At 60.0% G+C, this 18,652-nt stretch carries 12 protein-coding genes; 9 read left to right on the top strand and 3 right to left on the bottom strand.

Translation table 11 applies throughout. From position 1 onward, the window contains the following. Nucleotides 1–53: 53 nt before the first annotated feature. The 6 genes from araB (at nt 54) to rluA (ending at nt 10,407) form a co-directional block, all read left to right on the top strand. On the top strand, nt 54–1,763 hold the full coding sequence (araB, locus tag CE636_RS19075) for a ribulokinase (RefSeq protein ID WP_017901200.1): 1,710 nt from the start codon (nt 54–56) through the stop codon (nt 1,761–1,763). 10 nt (nt 1,764–1,773) lie between these two features. After that, on the top strand, nt 1,774–3,276 hold the full coding sequence (araA, locus tag CE636_RS19070) for an L-arabinose isomerase (RefSeq protein ID WP_004204297.1): 1,503 nt from the start codon (nt 1,774–1,776) through the stop codon (nt 3,274–3,276). Nucleotides 3,277–3,412: 136 nt separating this feature from the next. Continuing rightward, nucleotides 3,413–4,108, top strand: a complete 696-nt coding sequence (gene araD / locus CE636_RS19065) for an L-ribulose-5-phosphate 4-epimerase (RefSeq protein ID WP_017901201.1) — start codon at nt 3,413–3,415, stop codon at nt 4,106–4,108. 176 nt (nt 4,109–4,284) lie between these two features. Further along, complete coding sequence (gene polB, locus CE636_RS19060; RefSeq protein WP_017901202.1) at nt 4,285–6,642, top strand: DNA polymerase II; 2,358 nt, start codon at nt 4,285–4,287, stop codon at nt 6,640–6,642. A gap of 187 nt (nt 6,643–6,829) precedes the next feature. Beyond that, nucleotides 6,830–9,736, top strand: a complete 2,907-nt coding sequence (rapA, locus tag CE636_RS19055) for an RNA polymerase-associated protein RapA (RefSeq protein ID WP_017901204.1) — start codon at nt 6,830–6,832, stop codon at nt 9,734–9,736. Between the two features lie 11 nt (nt 9,737–9,747). Beyond that, a complete protein-coding gene (rluA, locus tag CE636_RS19050) occupies nt 9,748–10,407 on the top strand; it encodes a bifunctional tRNA pseudouridine(32) synthase/23S rRNA pseudouridine(746) synthase RluA (RefSeq protein ID WP_004204288.1) in 660 nt (219 codons plus the stop codon). 42 nt (nt 10,408–10,449) lie between these two features. Here the strand turns inward: rluA and citX are convergent, their stop codons facing one another. Together citX and CE636_RS19035 are read right to left on the bottom strand one after the other, a co-directional pair. Next, complete coding sequence (gene citX / locus CE636_RS19045; RefSeq protein ID WP_004204286.1) at nt 10,450–10,989, bottom strand: citrate lyase holo-[acyl-carrier protein] synthase; 540 nt, start codon at nt 10,987–10,989, stop codon at nt 10,450–10,452. Between the two features lie 179 nt (nt 10,990–11,168). Further along, entirely contained in the window at nt 11,169–12,533 is a 1,365-nt protein-coding gene (locus tag CE636_RS19035; RefSeq protein ID WP_017901205.1) for a 2-hydroxycarboxylate transporter family protein, read from the bottom strand. Nucleotides 12,534–12,865: 332 nt separating this feature from the next. On the opposite strand from CE636_RS19035, the gene CE636_RS19030 reads away from it, so the two are divergent. Both CE636_RS19030 and CE636_RS19025 read left to right on the top strand, forming a co-directional pair. Then, entirely contained in the window at nt 12,866–14,491 is a 1,626-nt protein-coding gene (locus tag CE636_RS19030) for an ATP-binding protein (RefSeq protein ID WP_017901206.1), read from the top strand. After that, entirely contained in the window at nt 14,481–15,179 is a 699-nt protein-coding gene (locus CE636_RS19025) for a response regulator (RefSeq protein WP_004204282.1), read from the top strand. Before CE636_RS19030 ends, CE636_RS19025 begins: the two co-directional genes overlap by 11 nt. A gap of 30 nt (nt 15,180–15,209) precedes the next feature. Here the strand turns inward: CE636_RS19025 and djlA are convergent, their stop codons facing one another. Further along, nucleotides 15,210–16,037: a co-chaperone DjlA gene (gene djlA, locus CE636_RS19020; RefSeq protein ID WP_008807470.1), complete on the bottom strand. Its 828-nt coding sequence runs from the start codon at nt 16,035–16,037 to the stop codon at nt 15,210–15,212. 243 nt (nt 16,038–16,280) lie between these two features. On the opposite strand from djlA, the gene lptD reads away from it, so the two are divergent. Further along, complete coding sequence (lptD, locus tag CE636_RS19015; RefSeq protein WP_004204279.1) at nt 16,281–18,629, top strand: LPS assembly protein LptD; 2,349 nt, start codon at nt 16,281–16,283, stop codon at nt 18,627–18,629. Nucleotides 18,630–18,652 lie beyond the last annotated feature (23 nt).

Here is an 18,652-nt window from a genome sequence, read left to right as displayed (position 1 = left end):
TGCCGGGGATATCTACTGTTGCTGCATGAATGATTTCTGCATGGAGTAACAAGATGGCAATTGCGATTGGCCTCGACTTTGGTAGTGACTCAGTCCGCGCCCTGGCGGTGGAATGCGCCTCCGGCGCAGAACTGGCGGCAAGCGTGGAGTGGTATCCGCGCTGGCGGGAAGGACAGTATTGCGATGGCGCTAACAACCGGTTCCGCCACCACCCGCGAGATTACATCGAGTCCATGGAAGCGGCGCTGAAAAGCGTACTTGCCTCCCTGAGCGCCGAACAGCGCGCCGACGTCGTGGGCATTGGCGTCGACAGCACCGGCTCAACCCCGGCACCCGTTGATGCCGAGGGCAACGTGCTGGCGCTGCGCGAAGAATTCGCTGACAACCCTAACGCCATGTTTGTCCTGTGGAAAGATCACACCGCGGTCGAGGAAGCCGAGGCGATCACCCGCCTGTGCCACCAGCCGGGCAAAGAGGATTACTCGCGCTATATTGGCGGGATTTACTCCAGCGAATGGTTCTGGGCCAAAATCCTCCACGTCACCCGGGAAGATAGCGCCGTCGCCCAGGCAGCCGCCTCGTGGGTGGAGCTTTGCGACTGGGTACCCGCCCTGCTCTCCGGCACCACCCGTCCGCAGGATCTGCGCCGCGGCCGCTGCAGCGCCGGGCATAAATCGCTGTGGCATGAGAGCTGGGGCGGTCTGCCGCCGGCCAGCTTCTTCGATGAGCTTGATCCCATCATTAACCAGCATCTGGCCTGGCCGCTGTTCACCGATACCTGGACGGCCGATGTGCCGGTCGGCACGCTGAGCGCAGAGTGGGCCCAGCGCCTGGGCCTGTCGCAGACCGTGGCCATCTCCGGCGGCGCCTTCGACTGCCATATGGGCGCCGTGGGCGCCGGCGCGCAGCCTAACGCGCTGGTGAAAGTCATCGGCACCTCCACCTGCGACATTCTGATTGCCGATAAAGAGAGCGTCGGCGACCGCACGGTCAAAGGCATCTGCGGCCAGGTCGACGGCAGCGTAGTCCCGCACTTTATCGGTATGGAGGCAGGCCAGTCCGCCTTCGGCGATATTTACGCCTGGTTCGGTCGCATTCTCGGCTGGCCGCTGGAGCAGCTAGCCCAGCAGCAGCCAGCGTTGCGGGAGCAAATCAAAGCCAGCCAAAAACAGTTACTGCCGGCGCTCACCGAAGCCTGGGCCAACAATCCATCGCTGGAGCATCTGCCGGTGGTGCTTGACTGGTTCAACGGCCGCCGCACGCCGAATGCCAACCAGCGCCTGAAAGGGGTGATCACCGACCTTAACCTGGCCACCGACGCGCCGGCGCTGTTCGGCGGTCTGATCGCCGCCACCGCCTTCGGCGCCCGCGCCATTATGGAGTGCTTCACCGAGCAGGGGATCCCGGTTAACAACGTCATGGCGCTTGGCGGTATCGCGCGGAAAAACCAGGTCATCATGCAGGCCTGCTGCGACGTGCTGAACCGTCCGCTGCAAATTGTCGCCTCCGATCAGTGCTGCGCGCTGGGGGCGGCTATCTTCGCCGCCGTCGCCGCCGGTGTCTATGAGGATATTCCAGCCGCCCAGCAGCGGATGGCAAGCCAGGTGGAAACCACCCTGCAGCCGCGCCCGGCGCAGGCACAGCGTTTCGAACAACTCTATCAGCGCTACCAACAGTGGTCGGTCAGCGCCGAACAACACTATCTCCCTTCGGCTGCAAAGGCGGAAAAAGCCCCGCAATCTCAGGCAGCGCTCACCCATTAAGGATACGAAAATGACGATTTTTGATAACTATGAAATATGGTTCGTTATTGGCAGCCAACATCTGTACGGCCCGGAAGCCCTGCGCCAGGTGACGAAGCATGCCGAACATGTGGTGAACAGCCTGAATGCGGAAGCCAAACTGCCGTGCAAACTGGTCCTTAAGCCGCTGGGCACCACCCCGGACGAAATCACTCACATCTGCCGCGACGCTAACTACGATGACAAATGCGCCGGGTTAGTGGTCTGGCTGCACACCTTCTCGCCGGCAAAAATGTGGATCAACGGCCTGACCATTCTCAACAAGCCGCTGCTACAGTTCCATACCCAGTACAATGCCGCGCTGCCCTGGGACAGCATCGATATGGACTTTATGAACCTGAACCAGACCGCGCATGGCGGCCGCGAGTTCGGCTTCATCGGCGCCCGTATGCGCCAGCAGCACAGCGTGGTGACCGGCCACTGGCAGGATAAAGAGGCCCACCAGCGCATCGGTGGCTGGATGCGCCAGGCGGTCTCCAGACAGGATACTCGCCATCTGAAAGTGTGCCGTTTCGGCGATAACATGCGCGAAGTGGCGGTGACCGACGGCGATAAAGTCGCGGCGCAGATCAAGTTTGGCTTCTCAGTGAACACCTGGGCGGTCGGCGATCTGGTGCAAGTGGTCAACAGCGTCAGCGACGGCGATATCAGCGCCCTGGTCGATGAATACGAGAGCAGCTATCGTCTGACCCCGGCGGCGCAGGTTCACGGCGACAAGCGTCAAAACGTGCTGGACGCCGCGCGCATTGAGCTGGGGATGAAACGCTTCCTCGAACAGGGCGGTTTCCACGCCTTTACCACCACCTTTGAAGATCTCCACGGCCTGAAACAGCTCCCGGGGCTCGCCGTACAGCGCCTGATGCAGCAGGGCTACGGCTTTGCCGGCGAGGGCGACTGGAAAACCGCCGCTCTGCTTCGCATCATGAAGGTGATGTCAACTGGTCTGCAGGGCGGCACCTCCTTTATGGAGGATTACACCTACCACTTCGACAACGGCAACGATCTGGTGCTCGGCTCGCACATGCTGGAAGTGTGCCCGACGATCGCCACCGCCGAGAAACCGATCCTCGACGTCCAGCCGCTGGGCATCGGCGGCAAAGCGGATCCGGCGCGCCTGATCTTCAATACTCAGACCGGCCCGGCGATTGTCGCCAGCCTGATCGACCTGGGAGACCGCTTCCGTCTGCTGGTCAATACCATCGAAACCGTCCCGACCCCGCACGACCTGCCGAAGCTGCCGGTGGCTAACGCCCTGTGGAAAGCGCAGCCGGATCTGCGTACCGCTTCGGAAGCCTGGATCATCGCCGGCGGCGCGCACCATACCGTCTTCAGCCATGCGCTGAACCTCGACGATATGCGCCAGTTCGCCGAACTGAATGATATCGAGCTGACGGTCATCGACAACGACACCCGTCTGCCGGCCTTCAAAGACGCGCTGCGCTGGAATGAAGTCTATTACGGTTCAAAACGCTAAGAGGTCGCCCCCTCACCCTCCCCTCTCCCCGCCGGGGAGAGGGTACCGGCCTGGCGCGATGCCGCCTTTCTCCCTCTCCCGCCAGGAGAGGGTCGGGGTGAGGGATACCCGACTCGCCTGCTATTCGGAGCACACTATGTTAGAAGATCTTAAACGCCAGGTGCTGGAAGCCAACTTAGCGCTGCCGCAGCATAATCTGGTGACCTTAACCTGGGGCAACGTCAGCGCCGTCGACCGCGACCAGGGCGTTCTGGTTATCAAACCCTCCGGCGTGGATTACCGCGTGATGACCGCCGACGATATGGTGGTGGTCAGTCTGGAGAGCGGCGAAGTGGTGGAGGGTAAGAAGAAACCCTCGTCGGATACCCCGACCCATCGCCTGCTGTATCAGGCCTTCCCGACGCTGGGCGGCATTGTGCATACCCATTCGCGCCACGCCACCATCTGGGCGCAGGCCGGGCAAGCTATTCCGGCGACCGGCACCACCCACGCCGACTATTTCTACGGTCCGGTGCCCTGCACCCGGCTGATGACCGATGCGGAGATCAACGGCGAATACGAATGGGAAACCGGCAAGGTGATTGTCGAAACCTTCCGCCAGCGCGAGATCGACCCGGCGCAGATGCCCGGCGTGCTGGTTCATTCCCACGGCCCGTTCGCGTGGGGTAAAAACGCCGAAGACGCGGTGCATAACGCCATCGTGCTGGAAGAGATCGCCTATATGGGCATCTTCTGCCGCCAGCTGGCGCCGCAGCTGCCGGATATGCAGCAGACGCTGCTGGATAAACACTATCTGCGTAAGCATGGGGCCAAAGCCTACTACGGCCAATAATCACCCTGCTCGCGCTGCGTTTAGCAGGGCTACGGCTCTGCACCGTCTGGCAGACCGGATAAGGCGCAAGCCGAAATCCGGGGCCACCCCAGCGCCGAATACCTGTATAAAATCCCAGCACCCAGTGAGAAACCAGGCTATAATCAGGTCTGGTTTTTTTATCATCGAGAGCACCCGTGACCCAGCCACGAGCAGGTTTTCTACTCACCCGTCACTGGCGGGACACTCCGCAAGGCACCGAGCTTTCCTTCTGGCTGGCCACCGACGACGGCCCGCTGCAGGTCACGCTGCCGCCGCAGGAGTCCGTCGCTTTTATCCCCGAAGCGCAGCGGGCGCAGGCTGAGCGACTGCTGCAGGGTGAGAAAGGCTTCCGCTTCGCCCCGCTGGCCCTGAAAGATTTCCACCGCCAGCCGGTTGTCGGCCTCTACTGCCGCGCCCATCGTCAACTGATGCGTCTGGAGAAGATGCTCCGCGACAGCGGCGTCACCCTCTATGAGGGCGATATCCGTCCGCCGGAGCGCTACCTGATGGAGCGCTTTATTACCGCCCCGGTGTGGGTGGAAGGCGAAACGCGCGGCCCACAGCTGGTTAACGCGCGCATGAAACCCAATCCTGACTATCGCCCGCCGCTGAAATGGGTGTCGCTGGATATCGAAACCAGCCGCCACGGCGAGCTGTACTGCATCGGCCTGCAAGGTTGCGGTCAGCGGGTGGTCTACATGCTGGGCCCCGAACCGGAAACGCCGCCAGACGTCGATTTCGATCTGGTCTACGTCGTCAGTCGCCCCCTGCTGCTGGAAAAGCTCAACGCCTGGTTTGCCGATCACGACCCCGACGTGCTGATCGGCTGGAACGTGGTGCAGTTCGATCTGCGCGTCCTGCAAAAGCATGCCGAACGCTACCGCATCCCGCTAAGGCTCGGCCGCGGCAACAGCGAGCTGGAGTGGCGCGAGCACGGTTTTAAGAACGGCGTCTTCTTCGCCCAGGCCCACGGCCGGCTGATTATTGACGGCATCGACGCGCTGAAATCGGCGTTCTGGAATTTCTCCTCCTTTTCGCTGGAGGCAGTGGCCCGCGAGCTGCTGGGCGAAGGCAAAGCCATCGACAACCCATGGGATCGGATGGACGAGATCGATCGCCGCTTCCATGAAGATAAACCGGCGCTGGCCATCTATAACCTACAGGACTGCGAGCTGGTGACGCGGATCTTCCACAAAACGGAGATCATGCCGTTTCTACTCGAGCGGGCGACGGTCAACGGCCTGCCCGCCGATCGCCACGGCGGCTCGGTCGCCGCCTTCAGCCACCTCTATTTTCCGCGCATGCACCGCCTGGGCTACGTGGCACCGAACCTCGGCGACGTGCCGCCCCAGGCGAGCCCCGGCGGCTATGTGATGGACTCCCGCCCCGGCCTGTATGACTCGGTGCTGGTGCTGGACTACAAGAGCCTGTATCCGTCGATCATTCGCACCTTTTTAATCGATCCGGTCGGCCTGGTGGAGGGCCTGGCGCAGCCCGATGACCAGCACAGCATTGAGGGCTTCCTCGGCGCCCGCTTCTCGCGAGACAAGCACTGCCTGCCGGGGATTGTCAGCCAGATCTGGCACGGCCGCGATGAAGCCAAGCGCCAGCACAATAAGCCGCTCTCCCAGGCGCTGAAGATCATCATGAACGCTTTTTACGGCGTGCTGGGCACCAGCGCCTGCCGCTTCTTCGACCCACGTCTCGCCTCGTCGATCACCATGCGCGGCCACGCGATCATGCGTCAGACTAAAGCGTTAATTGAAGCCAATGGTTATGACGTCATCTACGGCGATACCGACTCCACCTTCGTCTGGCTTAAGCGCCCGCACAGCGAAGCGCAGGCGGCGGAGATCGGCCGGACGCTGGTGAACGACGTCAACGCCTGGTGGGCGCAGGAGCTTGGCAAAAGCCAGCTAACCAGCGCCCTGGAGCTGGAATACGAAACCCACTTCTGCCGCTTTTTGATGCCGACGATCCGCGGCGCCGATACCGGCAGCAAGAAGCGTTACGCCGGAATGATTCAGGAGGGCGACGGCCAGCGCATGGTTTTCAAGGGTCTGGAAACAGTGCGCACCGACTGGACGCCGCTGGCCCAGCAGTTTCAGCAGGAGCTGTACCTGCGCATCTTCCGCAACCAGCCCTATCAGGATTATGTGCGGGAGACTATCGCCAGGCTGATGAACGGCGAGCTCGATGAGCAGCTGGTTTATCGCAAACGCCTGCGTCGGCCGCTGGCGGAGTATCAGCGCAACGTGCCGCCGCATGTGCGCGCCGCGAGGCTTGCCGATGAGCACAACCTGAAGCGGGGTCGGGCGCAGCAGTATCAGCAACGCGGCACCATCAAATACGTATGGACCACCGGCGGTCCGGAACCGGTGGATTATCAGCAGTCGCCACTCGATTACGACCACTATTTGTCAAAGCAGCTGCAGCCGGTAGCGGAAGGGATCCTGCCCTTCGTCAACGACGACTTTGCTACAATAGTGACAGGACAGCTGGGGCTATTTTGATTTTTTCTCACCCATTCCGCGGGCGCAGAAGCCTGAAAATGAACCGTGAGGAGGACGTGACGAACGTTCTGCCATCCAGTAATATAGCGCCCTTTCCATTCCTGGCCCCAATTTTGACGCATCTCCGGTTGTCCATGGAGATGATCAACTATTGCCTGCAATTAAAGAACTAAAGAGCCGAACATATATGCCTTTTACACTTGGTCAACGCTGGATTAGCGACACAGAGAGCGAACTAGGATTAGGGACGGTGGTAGCGCTGGATGCGCGCATGGTCACTCTCCTTTTCCCCGCCATCGGCGAAAACCGTCTGTACTCACGCAACGATTCCCCGATCACTCGCGTGATGTTTAACCCGGGCGACACCATTACCAGCCACGAAGGCTGGCAGCTCCACGTTGACAAAGTGCATGAAGAGAACGGGCTGCTGTCCTACACTGGCACCCGCCTCGATACCCAGGAAGCGAACGTCACCCTGCGTGAAGTGCTGCTCGACAGCAAACTGGTGTTCAGCAAGCCGCAGGACCGTCTGTTCGCCGGCCAAATCGACCGCATGGACCGCTTTGCCCTGCGCTACCGCGCGCGCAAGTTCCAGAGCGAGCAGTACCGCATGCCGTGGAGCGGCCTGCGCGGCCAGCGCACCAGCCTGATCCCGCATCAGCTGAACATCGCCCACGACGTGGGCCGTCGTCACGCGCCACGCGTCCTGCTGGCCGATGAAGTGGGCTTAGGTAAAACCATCGAAGCCGGGATGATCCTGCACCAGCAGCTGCTCTCCGGCGCCGCCGAGCGCGTACTGATCGTGGTCCCGGAAACCCTTCAGCACCAGTGGCTGGTGGAGATGCTGCGCCGCTTCAACCTGCGCTTCTCGCTGTTTGATGACGAGCGCTACGCCGAAGCGCAGCATGACGCCTACAACCCGTTCGAAACCGAACAGCTGGTGATCTGCTCTTTAGACTTCGTGCGCCGCAGCAAGCAGCGCCTGGAGCACCTGTGCGACGCCGAGTGGGACCTGATGGTGGTCGATGAAGCGCACCACCTGGTGTGGAGCGAAGAGGCGCCGAGCCGCGAATATCAAGCCATTGAACAGCTGGCCGAGCGCGTGCCGGGCATTCTGCTGCTGACCGCGACGCCGGAACAGCTGGGGATGGAGAGCCACTTTGCGCGCCTGCGCCTGCTGGATCCGAACCGCTTCCACGATTTCGCGCAGTTTGTCGAAGAACAGCAGAACTACCGTCCGGTGGCCGACGCTGTCGCTCTGCTGCTGGCGGGCAACAAGCTAAGCGATAGCGAACTCAATACCCTCGGCGATCTAATCGGCGAGCAGGATATCGAGCCGCTGCTGCAGGCCGCCAACAGCGATCGCGAAGACGCTCAGGCCGCGCGCCAGGAGCTGGTCTCGATGCTGATGGACCGCCACGGCACCAGCCGCGTGCTGTTCCGTAACACCCGTAACGGCGTCAAAGGTTTCCCGAAACGCGAGCTGCACACCATTCGCCTGCCGCTGCCGACCCAGTACCAGACCGCCATCAAAGTATCCGGCATCATGGGCGCCCGCAAAACCGCGGAAGAGCGCGCGCGCGACATGCTCTACCCGGAGCAGATCTATCAGGAATTTGAAGGCGATACCGGCACCTGGTGGAACTTTGACCCGCGCGTCGAGTGGCTGATGGGCTACCTGACCAGCCATCGCTCGCAGAAGGTACTGGTGATTTGTGCCAAAGCCGCCACCGCGCTCCAGCTGGAGCAGGTGCTGCGCGAGCGCGAAGGTATCCGCGCCGCCGTGTTCCATGAAGGGATGTCGATTATAGAACGCGACCGCGCCGCGGCGTGGTTTGCTGAAGAAGACACCGGCGCCCAGGTGCTGCTGTGCTCCGAGATCGGCTCCGAAGGACGCAACTTCCAGTTTGCCAGCAACCTGGTGATGTTCGATCTGCCGTTTAACCCGGATCTGCTGGAGCAGCGTATCGGCCGTCTCGACCGTATCGGCCAGGCGCACGATATCCAGATCCACGTCCCGTACCTGGAAAAGACCGCGCAGTCGGTGCTGGTGCGCTGGTATCACGAAGGCCTCGACGCCTTTGAACATACCTGCCCGACCGGACGGACCGTCTACGACAGCGTCCATGACGAGCTGATCAACTACCTTGCGGCGCCGGAATCCACCGACGGCTTTGACGATCTGATCAAATCCTGCCGCCAACAGCATGATGCCCTGAAGGCGCAGCTGGAGCAGGGCCGCGACCGTCTGCTGGAGATCCACTCCAACGGCGGCGAGAAAGCCCAGGCCCTGGCGGAGAGCATCGAAGAGCAGGATGACGACACCAGCCTGATCGCCTTCTCGATGAACCTGTTCGATATCGTCGGCATCAACCAGGACGACCGCGGGGAAAACCTGATCGTCCTCACCCCTTCCGACCATATGCTGGTGCCGGATTTCCCGGGCCTGCCGGAGGACGGTTGCACCATCACCTTCGAGCGTGACGTGGCGCTGTCCCGTGAAGACGCGCAGTTCATCACCTGGGAACACCCGCTGATCCGCAACGGCCTCGACCTGATCCTCTCCGGCGATACCGGCAGCAGTACTATTTCCCTGCTGAAGAACAAGGCGCTGCCGGTCGGCACTCTGCTGCTGGAGCTGATCTACGTGGTCGAAGCGCAGGCGCCGAAGCAGCTGCAGCTCAACCGCTTCCTGCCGGCGACCCCGGTTCGCATGCTGCTGGATAAAAACGGCAACAACCTCGCCGGCCAGGTGGAGTTTGAAAGCTTCAACCGCCAGCTGAGCGCGGTCAATCGCCACACCGGCAGCAAGCTGGTCAACGCGGTGCAGCAGGACGTTCATGCCATTCTGCAGCAGGGCGAAGCGCAGATCGCCAAGGCGGCGCAGGGGCTGATCGACGCGGCGCGTAGTGAAGCCGACGATAAGCTGACGGCGGAGCTCTCCCGTCTGGAAGCGCTGAAGGCGGTCAACCCGAACATCCGTGACGACGAACTGGCGGCGATTGAAAGCAACCGCCAGCAGGTGCTGGAGGCGCTGGGACAGGCCGGATGGCGTCTGGACGCGCTGCGTCTGATCGTCGTCACTCACCAGTAACGGAACGCGAAATGGCGATGGAAAACTACAATCCGCCGCAGGATCCCTGGCTGGTGATCCTGTATCAGGATGAGCACATCATGGTGGTCAACAAGCCGAGCGGCTTGTTGTCCGTGCCGGGTCGTCTTGATGAGCATAAAGACAGCGTGATGACGCGCATTCAGCGCGACTTCCCGCAGGCCGAATCGGTGCATCGCCTTGATATGGCCACCAGCGGCGTGATTGTGGTGGCGCTGAATAAGGCGGCGGAGCGCGAACTGAAGCGCCAGTTCCGCGAGCGCGAGCCGAAGAAGCAGTACATCGCCCGCGTCTGGGGCCATCCGCAGCCGGCGGAGGGCCTGGTGGATTTACCGCTGATTTGCGACTGGCCGAACCGGCCAAAGCAGAAGGTGTGTTATGAAACCGGCAAAGCGGCGCAGACCGAGTATGAGGTGCTGGAGTACGCGGAAGATAATACCGCCCGCGTGCGCCTGAAGCCAATTACCGGACGGTCACACCAGCTGCGCGTGCATATGCTGGCGCTGGGACATCCGATCCTTGGCGACCGCTTTTACGCCACGCCGGAGGCGCTGGCGATGGCCCCGCGCCTGCTGCTTCACGCCGAGACGCTCACCATCACCCACCCCGCCTACGGCAACGCGATGACCTTCCGCGCGCCGCTCGACTTTTAGGACCTCCCCGGCAGCGCTCTGCCGCCGGGGAATGCTAACCCGTTAATCGCGGGCAAACCACGCGTCAATCATCTGCTCAACGCGGGCAACGACGAGATCGGTATCGTGACGACGGCTACGCGCGCAGGCGTGCGCCGGCTCATCGCACAGCAGGCAGCGGCGCTGCGACTCGCCCAGCGACTGGCGTCCCACCTGCCCGCTCTGCGGACAGATCACATCGATATCCCACAAGCGTCCCAGCGGATGGCTCTGCTCCAGCGTACTGCACATCGCTTTGATTTCGCTGGCCGGATGCGCCACGCACCACAGCGCTTCAGGCCCGGTCGGCAGCCACAGCACCTGACGATCCAGCGTTTGCCAGCGGTGCTTCCAAAGCAGCTGATCGCAGGCCTGGAGGGCTACGCCCATCATGTTGCGATAGCGAATGCTGTCCTTCACCGCCCCGGGGGTCACCAGGGTCAGGGAAATAACAGGCTGCTGATAATGGGCCAACCAGTCGGCCTGGCGGGCTGCACGCTGCTCTTTCGCCGCCAGCAATGCGTCGATGCTGACGCCCGCCTGGGCGGGAGTATCCACTGACATTAATTCCTCTCCTACATATGATAAATGCGACAGCGCCTGGACTGTCATAATGATGGTTGCGATAGCCGATCGCGCGCTGATTGTAACGCTAAATGCGGAGCATTTAGGATACAGAACGCAGATATTTTCGGCGTTCTGTAGCGGAAAATAGCAGTTTTATCGCTGAGCGTAGCGTTATATCACGCCAGATAGTGGCTGAGGAACAGCAACCCCAGAGAGACATTTATCGCCCCGCCAATCCGGGTAGCGATCTGCGCGAACGGCATCAGGCTCATGCGGTTACCAGCGGTCAGGATCGCCACATCGCCGGTGCCGCCCTGCCCGCTCTGGCAACAGGAGACAATCGCCACATCGATCGGGTGCATCCCTATCTTTTTACCGACCAGGAAACCGGTCGCCACCAGCGCGGAGACGGTGCTGACGATCACCAGCAGGTTAGTGAAAGTGAAGGCGTTCACCAGCTCCTGCCACGGGGTGATCGCCACACCGACGGCAAAGAGGATCGGGTAGGTGACCGCGGTGCGGAAGAATTTATACACCATCTGCGATCCCTCCTGCAGGCGCGGAGACACCACATTAGCCAGCTTTAACAGCACCGCGAGAAACAGCATGCCCACCGGCGCCGGCAGACCAATCAGTTTGTGGCCGAGCATTCCCATCATATACAGCAGAACCGCCAGCAGCGCGCCGGAGGCCAGCGTCCCGACGTCGGTTTTACCGCTCATGCCTTCACTCTCGCCGAGGCTGTGGGTTTCATGGCTGCGGTTCGGCATCAGTTGCCCTTCGCCGGTCAGATGCGGGAGGCGCTTGCCGAGCTGGTTGAGGCAGCCGGAGATGACGATCGCCGTCAGGCTGCCGAGCATCACCATCGGCAACACCCGGCCCAGGGCCACCCCCTGCTCCATATGCATCAGCGCGGCATAGCCCATCGACAGCGGGATCGCCCCTTCCCCCACGCCGCCGGCCATGATCGGCAGCACGATAAAGAAGAACACCTGAAACGGCTCCATGCCCAGCAGCGTGCCAACGCCGATGCCCACCAGCATGCCGACCACCTCGCCGCACAGCATTGGGAAGAAGATCTTCAGGAAGCCCTGAATCAGGGTGGTGCGGTTCATACTCATGATGCTGCCGACGATAATGCAGCAGATATAGAGATAGAGGATGTTGGTGGATTTATAGAATTTGGTGGTGGATTCCACGACCACGTCTGGCAGCAGGCCGTAATGGACCAGCGCGGAAGGAATAAAAGTGGCGCAGATCGCCGCCGCGCCGAGTTTCCCCAGCACCGGCAGGCGTTTACCAAACTCGCCGCAGGCGAAACCAAAGAAAGCCAGAGTGGCCACCATCACCACGATATCGCTCGGCAGTTTACCGCCAAGGCAGTCGAGGGCAATCAGCCCCCCGGCCAGCAAAAACAGCGGCAGCGGGACGATCCCTACCTTCCAGTTATCCATGATGTGCCACCAGCGCTGCCGGAGCGTGGTTTTCGGCGTATTGATCGGTTCAAGGGTTGCAGAGAATGCATTGTCTGTCGTGCTCATAAATTCAGCCCTGTCGTTATTATTCATTTTCAGCGTAAAGGGACAGCGGCGTCGTTAATGTGAAGCTCCCCGAATTAAAAAAGAAGTTTTAATGGTCACTATGGTTTTTATGGTTTCTATTCGCGGATCCGCGCAGGGGTGATATATCTCTGATTTATTATCGTGGTTTTTATGGTTTTTATGGTTTTTATTTCCCATCACGCCTTATATCCACCGCAACCGCTGGCGGCAGCCCGCGCCTGCGCCACTGATCACAACTTTCCTTTAACATTTACGTCACGTGACAGAAAAATGATAGAGTGCCGGTATGGTGAATACGTCGTCTGGGACCTATGAAATTATCTTTTCAATATAAGCTGTTTATTTCGCTGGTCGCTTTTTTCTCAGTCCTCTTTATCGCACTGGGTATTTATTATTACTTTGATGCCAGCCGCCAGCTTTATCAGGAAATGAGCGCCCGGGCCAAAATTCAGGCCGAAGAGATAGCCCTGATGCCAAATTTACGTCAGCAGGTCAGCCGGCATGACCCACAGGCGATTCAGGCGTTTATGCAGCAAATCGCCGCCCATAGTGACGCCAGCTTTATCGTCATCGGCGACCGCCAGGGGGTGCATCTGTTTCATTCGGTCCATCCGGAGTGGGTCGGCACGCGGCTGGTTGGCGGCGACAACCAGGCGGTACTGGAGGGAAAATCCATTACCACCATTCGCAAAGGCGGACTTGGGGTCTCGCTGCGCAGCAAAACGCCGATCGTCGATGACGAGGGGCGGGTGATCGGCATTGTCTCCGTCGGCTACCTCACCAGCTATCTCGACAGCATTACCCTGACCAAAGTGATCAATATTTTTATCGCCGCCGTTCTGCTGCTCATCGCCCTGTTTATCTTCTCCTGGTACTTTACCCGCAGCATCAAAAAGCAGATTTTTTCGCTCGAGCCGCGGGAGATAGGCCTGCTGGTGCGACAGCAAAAAGCGATGATGGAGTCGATCTTTGAGGGGGTGATCGTCATCGATCGCCAGCGGCGCATTGAGGTGATAAACCATGCCGCCCGCAGCCTGCTGGGACTCAGCCAGCCCGCCAGTCAGCTGCGCGGTCAGTCGATTGACAGCGTGATTTCCCCGCAGCCCTTTTTCGCCAGCGGCGACATGCTTGAGCGCGACACCCACGATGAGCTGTGCCGCTTCAACCAGTTGACCGTGCTCGCCAGTCGGGTACGCATTATGCTGGAGAATACCCTGCAGGGCTGGGTGATCACATTCCGTGACCGCAATGAAATCAATGCCCTCACCGCCCAGCTGAGCCAGGTGAAGCGCTATGTCGACAATCTGCGCATCATGCGCCACGAGCAGCTCAACCGGATGACTACCCTCTCCGGCCTGCTGCATATGGGCCATTATGACGAAGCGATCCGCTATATTCAGGCCCAGTCGGAACATGCTCAGGAGCTATTGGACTTTATCTCCTCGCACTTCCACTCGCCGACGCTGTGCGGTCTGCTGCTCGGCAAAGCCACCCGCGCCCGCGAAAAAGGCGTGGCGCTGAGCTTCGACCCGGCCTGCCGCATCGACCGTCCCCTGCCGTCGCTGATGGAATCCGAGCTGATCTCCATCATCGGCAACCTGCTGGATAACGCCATCGAAGCCACGCAGCGCGCCGAGCTTCCGCATGAGCCGGTGGAAGTCCTGATCCAGCTCAACGCCCGGGAGCTGATTATCGAAGTAGCCGACCGCGGCGTCGGCATCCGCCCCGATATCCGCGAGCGCATTTTTGAACGCGGCGTCACCACCAAAACCCGTGGCGATCACGGCATTGGTCTGTATCTTATTGAACATTATGTCACTCAGGCGGGCGGCACCATCGAAGTCGCCGATAATGCGCCGCGGGGAACGATCTTCACCCTGTTTATCCCGGCCGACGCACCTGCCCGTCCGCACCCGGAGGCCCACGATGCATCATGACCTGGTCGATGTGCTAATCATTGAAGATGAGAGCGAGCTGGCGCGCCTGCACGCCGAGCTTGTGCAGAAACACCCGCGTCTGCGGCTGGCGGGCATGGCGGCCTCCCTCGCCCAGGCCCGCCAGTTGCTCCACGCCACCCCGCCGCAGCTGGTACTGCTGGATAACTATTTGCCGGACGGCAAAGGGGTGACGCTGATGACCGATCCGGCGCTGGCGACCAGCCAATGCTCGGTGATCTTTATCACCGCCGCCAGCGATATGGAAACCTGCAGCCAGGCTATCCGCAACGGCGCCTTCGACTATATTCTTAAGCCGGTATCATGGAAGCGGCTGAGTCAGTCGCTGGAGCGTTTTATCCAGTTCTACGATCAGCAGCGGGAGTGGAAAATCGTCGATCAGCAGAACGTCGATTCCCTCTATCAACTGCAGGCGAAGAACTATCGCGTAGATAGTGGCAGCAAGGGGATTGAAGAGAAGACGCTGGCGCTGGTGCAGGGTCTGTTTAGCGGCCGGGAAGCGCACTGCTTTTCCGTTGATGAGGTGGTCAGCGCCGCCGGACTCAGCAAAACCACCGCCCGCCGCTATCTTGAACACGGCGTTGAGACCGGGTTTCTGGAGGTGGAGATGCTGTATGGAAAAATCGGCCATCCGCGGCGGCTGTATCGCCGCGCACAGGCCAAACGCTAACCCCTCTCGCCGGGCGAGGGGCTGAAAAACTCAGAAGCCGCGCTGTTCTTTGATCAGCTCCCAGGCCTTCTGGATCTCCTGGGCTTTCTGTTTGGCCATCTCCATCATCTCCGGCGGCAGCCCTTTCGCCACCAGCTTGTCCGGATGGTGCTCGTTCATCAGCTTACGATAGGCGCGCTTCACCGTCGCCGCGTCGTCAGTCGGTTTCACCCCCAGCACGTTGCAGGCGTCCTCCAGCGTTGGCCCGCGCTGCGCCTGCTGCCAGCCGGCGTTGCCGCCGTGCTGACCATAAGATTGCTGCTGCGAACCGCCGCCAAACTGGGCGCCGCCCTGCATCATTCGCAGGAATTGATCGAACTGGGCGCGAGAGATGCCAAGCTCATCGGCGATGACGAACAGCACTTCACGTTCGTTAGGGTGCAGTTCGCCGTCAGCGAACGCCGCCTGCAGCTGAATTTCCAGAAACATCCGAATCAGATCGAAGCGGCCAAAGCAGACGCTGCGCAGCTGGCGCATCTTCTCGCGCAGCGGATAATTGTCGGCTTTGCCGTCGCGAAACGCCTGCTGCGCCGCGGTACGCGAAGCGCCGTGCAGATTCATGCGATCCATCAGCACATTGGCGACGTGAATATCCGCCTCGGTAACGCGACCCTTGGATTTGGTCAGATGCCCCATCACTTCAAAGGTGGTGGAAAAGAAGAGCGACTGACGCTCCTGTTGATTGGCGAAGAGATTCAACCGGCGGCTGCGCGCCCGGTCAAACATATGGCCGACCAGGAAGCCGAGCACCACGCCCCAGAACCCACCGCCCATCAGCAAAGCTACTGCCACGCCAATCACTTTACCCAAATACTGCATAGACTCCCCAACTGTTTGTCGCCGTTAAGCACGAATATGACCGCACGTTACCCGGCACTCGCGCCTCGGTCAATTGTGGGACATAGCCTATAATTTGCTTTATCATACTCGTCATTCAACAGGGTGCCTAACGCTCGGGCTCGAAACGGGCAGGATTAACACTAGCGTGATAAAGTTGAGTAAGTTAGGCTCTGACCGTTTGCAAGCCGCTGCCACAAGATGATGGAACAATAAATACAACGTATGAAAAAACGTATTCCCAGCCTCCTGGCTACGATGATTGCCAGCGCCTTGTATAGCCAACAAGGCCTCGCTGCCGATCTCGCAACGCAATGTATGCTTGGCGTGCCAAGCTTTGATCGTCCGCTCGTGGAAGGGCGGCCTGGCGATCTGCCGGTGACGATTAACGCCGATCATGCGAAGGGCAATTACCCGGACAACGCCGTCTTTACCGGCAACGTCGATATCAACCAGGGGAATAGCCGCCTCCGCGCCGACGAAGTTCAGCTGCATCAGCAGCAGGCCGCGGGCCAGGCGCAGCCGGTGCGCACGGTGGACGCGCTGGGCAACGTGCATTACGACGATAACCAGGTGATCCTCAAAGGACCAAAAGCCTGGTCGAATCTGAATACCAAAGATACCAACGTCTGGCAGGGCGATTATCAAATGGTCGGACGCCAGGGACGCGGTACTGCTGACCTGATGAAACAGCGCGGTGAAAACCGCTATACCATTCTGGAAAACGGCAGCTTTACCTCCTGTCTGCCGGGCTCCGACACCTGGAGCGTCGTGGGCAGCGAAGTTATCCACGATCGCGAAGAGCAGGTCGCCGAGATCTGGAACGCCCGCTTCAAGCTTGGCTCCGTGCCGATTTTCTACAGCCCCTACCTGCAGCTGCCGGTGGGCGATAAGCGTCGTTCAGGCTTCCTGATCCCGAACGCGAAATACAGCACCAAAAACGGCGTGGAGTTCTCCCTGCCGTACTACTGGAACATCGCGCCAAACTTCGATGCCACCATCACCCCGCACTATATGAACAAGCGCGGCGGCGTGATGTGGGAAAACGAATTCCGCTACCTGACCCAGCTCGGCAGCGGCTTAACGGAGTTCGACTACCTGCCGTCGGATAAAGTCTACGAAGATGACCACTCCAGCGACAGCAACAGCCGCCGCTGGCTGTTCTACTGGAACCACTCCGGGGTTATCGATCAAGTGTGGCGTCTGAACGCTGACTACACCAAGGTCAGCGATCCTGACTACTTCAACGATTTCAGCTCGAAGTATGGTTCCAGTACCGACGGCTATGCGACGCAGAAATTCAGCGCCGGGTATGTCAATCAGAACTTTGACGCCACGGTCTCAACCAAGCAGTTCCAGGTCTTCGATCGGGAGTCGAGCAATTCCTACTCGGCTGAGCCGCAGCTCGACATCAACTACTACCAGAACGATGTCGGTCCGTTCGATACCCATCTGTACGGCCAGGTCGCCCATTTTGTTAACTCGAATAACAACATGCCGGAAGCGACCCGCGTTCACTTCGAACCGACGATCAACCTGCCGCTGTCGAACGGCTGGGGCAGTCTGAATACCGAAGCCAAGCTGCTGGCGACCCACTACCAGCAGAGCAACCTCGATAAGTACAACGCCGCCAACGGCACGGACTACAAAGAGTCCGTTAGCCGCGTGATGCCGCAGTTTAAAGTCGACGGCAAAATGGTCTTCGAGCGCGACCTGCAGGAGGGATTCACCCAAACGCTGGAACCACGCATGCAGTATCTGTATGTGCCGTACCGCGATCAGAGTGAAATCGGCAGCTACGACTCCACGCTGTTGCAGTCAGACTACTCCGGCCTGTTCCGCGACCGTACCTATAGCGGTCTCGACCGCATCGCGTCGGCCAATCAGGTCACTACCGGTATCACCTCGCGCGTGTACGACGCCGCCGCGGTGGAACGTTTTAACATTTCCGTTGGTCAAATCTACTATTTCACCGAGTCACGCACCGGTGATGACAACATCAACTGGGAGAACAACGACACCACGGGTTCACTGGTATGGGCCGGCGACACCTACTGGCGCATTGCCGATAACTGGGGTCTGCGCGGCGGGATCCAGTACGATACGCGTCTGGATAACGTCGCAACCGGTAACGGCACCATTGAATACCGTCGCGATGAAAACCGCTTAGTCCAGCTTAACTATCGTTACGCCAGCCCGGAATATATTCAGGCCACACTGCCGTCATATTCCACCGCGGCGCAATATAAAGAGGGTATCTCGCAGGTGGGGATGACCGCCAGCTGGCCGATCGTCGATCGCTGGTCCGTGGTCGGTGCCTACTACTACGATACCAATACCCGAAAAGCAGCAAACCAGATGTTGGGTGTCCAGTATAACTCCTGCTGCTACGCCATCCGTCTTGGCTACGAACGTAAAGTCAACGGCTGGGATAGCAACAACAACGGCGGCGAGAGCAAATACGACAACACCTTCGGAATCAATATCGAATTGCGCGGTCTGAGCTCTAACTACGGCCTCGGCACCCAGCAGATGCTGCGTTCGAACATTTTACCGTACCAGAGCTCCCTGTGATGCGGCTGGTTTACAACATCATC

Origin of the sequence: Klebsiella sp. LY (assembly GCF_004010915.1) — a bacterium.
GTDB lineage: Bacteria > Pseudomonadota > Gammaproteobacteria > Enterobacterales > Enterobacteriaceae > Klebsiella > Klebsiella quasipneumoniae.
Note: the sequence above shows the minus strand (reverse complement) of the source record. Positions and strands in the feature narration are given on the sequence as shown.

Coding starts and splice junctions, on each gene's coding strand:
- araB (WP_017901200.1), top strand. CDS start 54: ATGGCAATTGCGATTGGCCTCGACTTTGGTAGTGACTCAGTCCGCGCC.
- araA (WP_004204297.1), top strand. CDS start 1,774: ATGACGATTTTTGATAACTATGAAATATGGTTCGTTATTGGCAGCCAA.
- araD (WP_017901201.1), top strand. CDS start 3,413: ATGTTAGAAGATCTTAAACGCCAGGTGCTGGAAGCCAACTTAGCGCTG.
- rapA (WP_017901204.1), top strand. CDS start 6,830: ATGCCTTTTACACTTGGTCAACGCTGGATTAGCGACACAGAGAGCGAA.
- rluA (WP_004204288.1), top strand. CDS start 9,748: ATGGCGATGGAAAACTACAATCCGCCGCAGGATCCCTGGCTGGTGATC.
- citX (WP_004204286.1), bottom strand. CDS start 10,989: ATGTCAGTGGATACTCCCGCCCAGGCGGGCGTCAGCATCGACGCATTG.
- CE636_RS19035 (WP_017901205.1), bottom strand. CDS start 12,533: ATGAGCACGACAGACAATGCATTCTCTGCAACCCTTGAACCGATCAAT.
- CE636_RS19030 (WP_017901206.1), top strand. CDS start 12,866: ATGAAATTATCTTTTCAATATAAGCTGTTTATTTCGCTGGTCGCTTTT.
- CE636_RS19025 (WP_004204282.1), top strand. CDS start 14,481: ATGCATCATGACCTGGTCGATGTGCTAATCATTGAAGATGAGAGCGAG.
- djlA (WP_008807470.1), bottom strand. CDS start 16,037: ATGCAGTATTTGGGTAAAGTGATTGGCGTGGCAGTAGCTTTGCTGATG.
- lptD (WP_004204279.1), top strand. CDS start 16,281: ATGAAAAAACGTATTCCCAGCCTCCTGGCTACGATGATTGCCAGCGCC.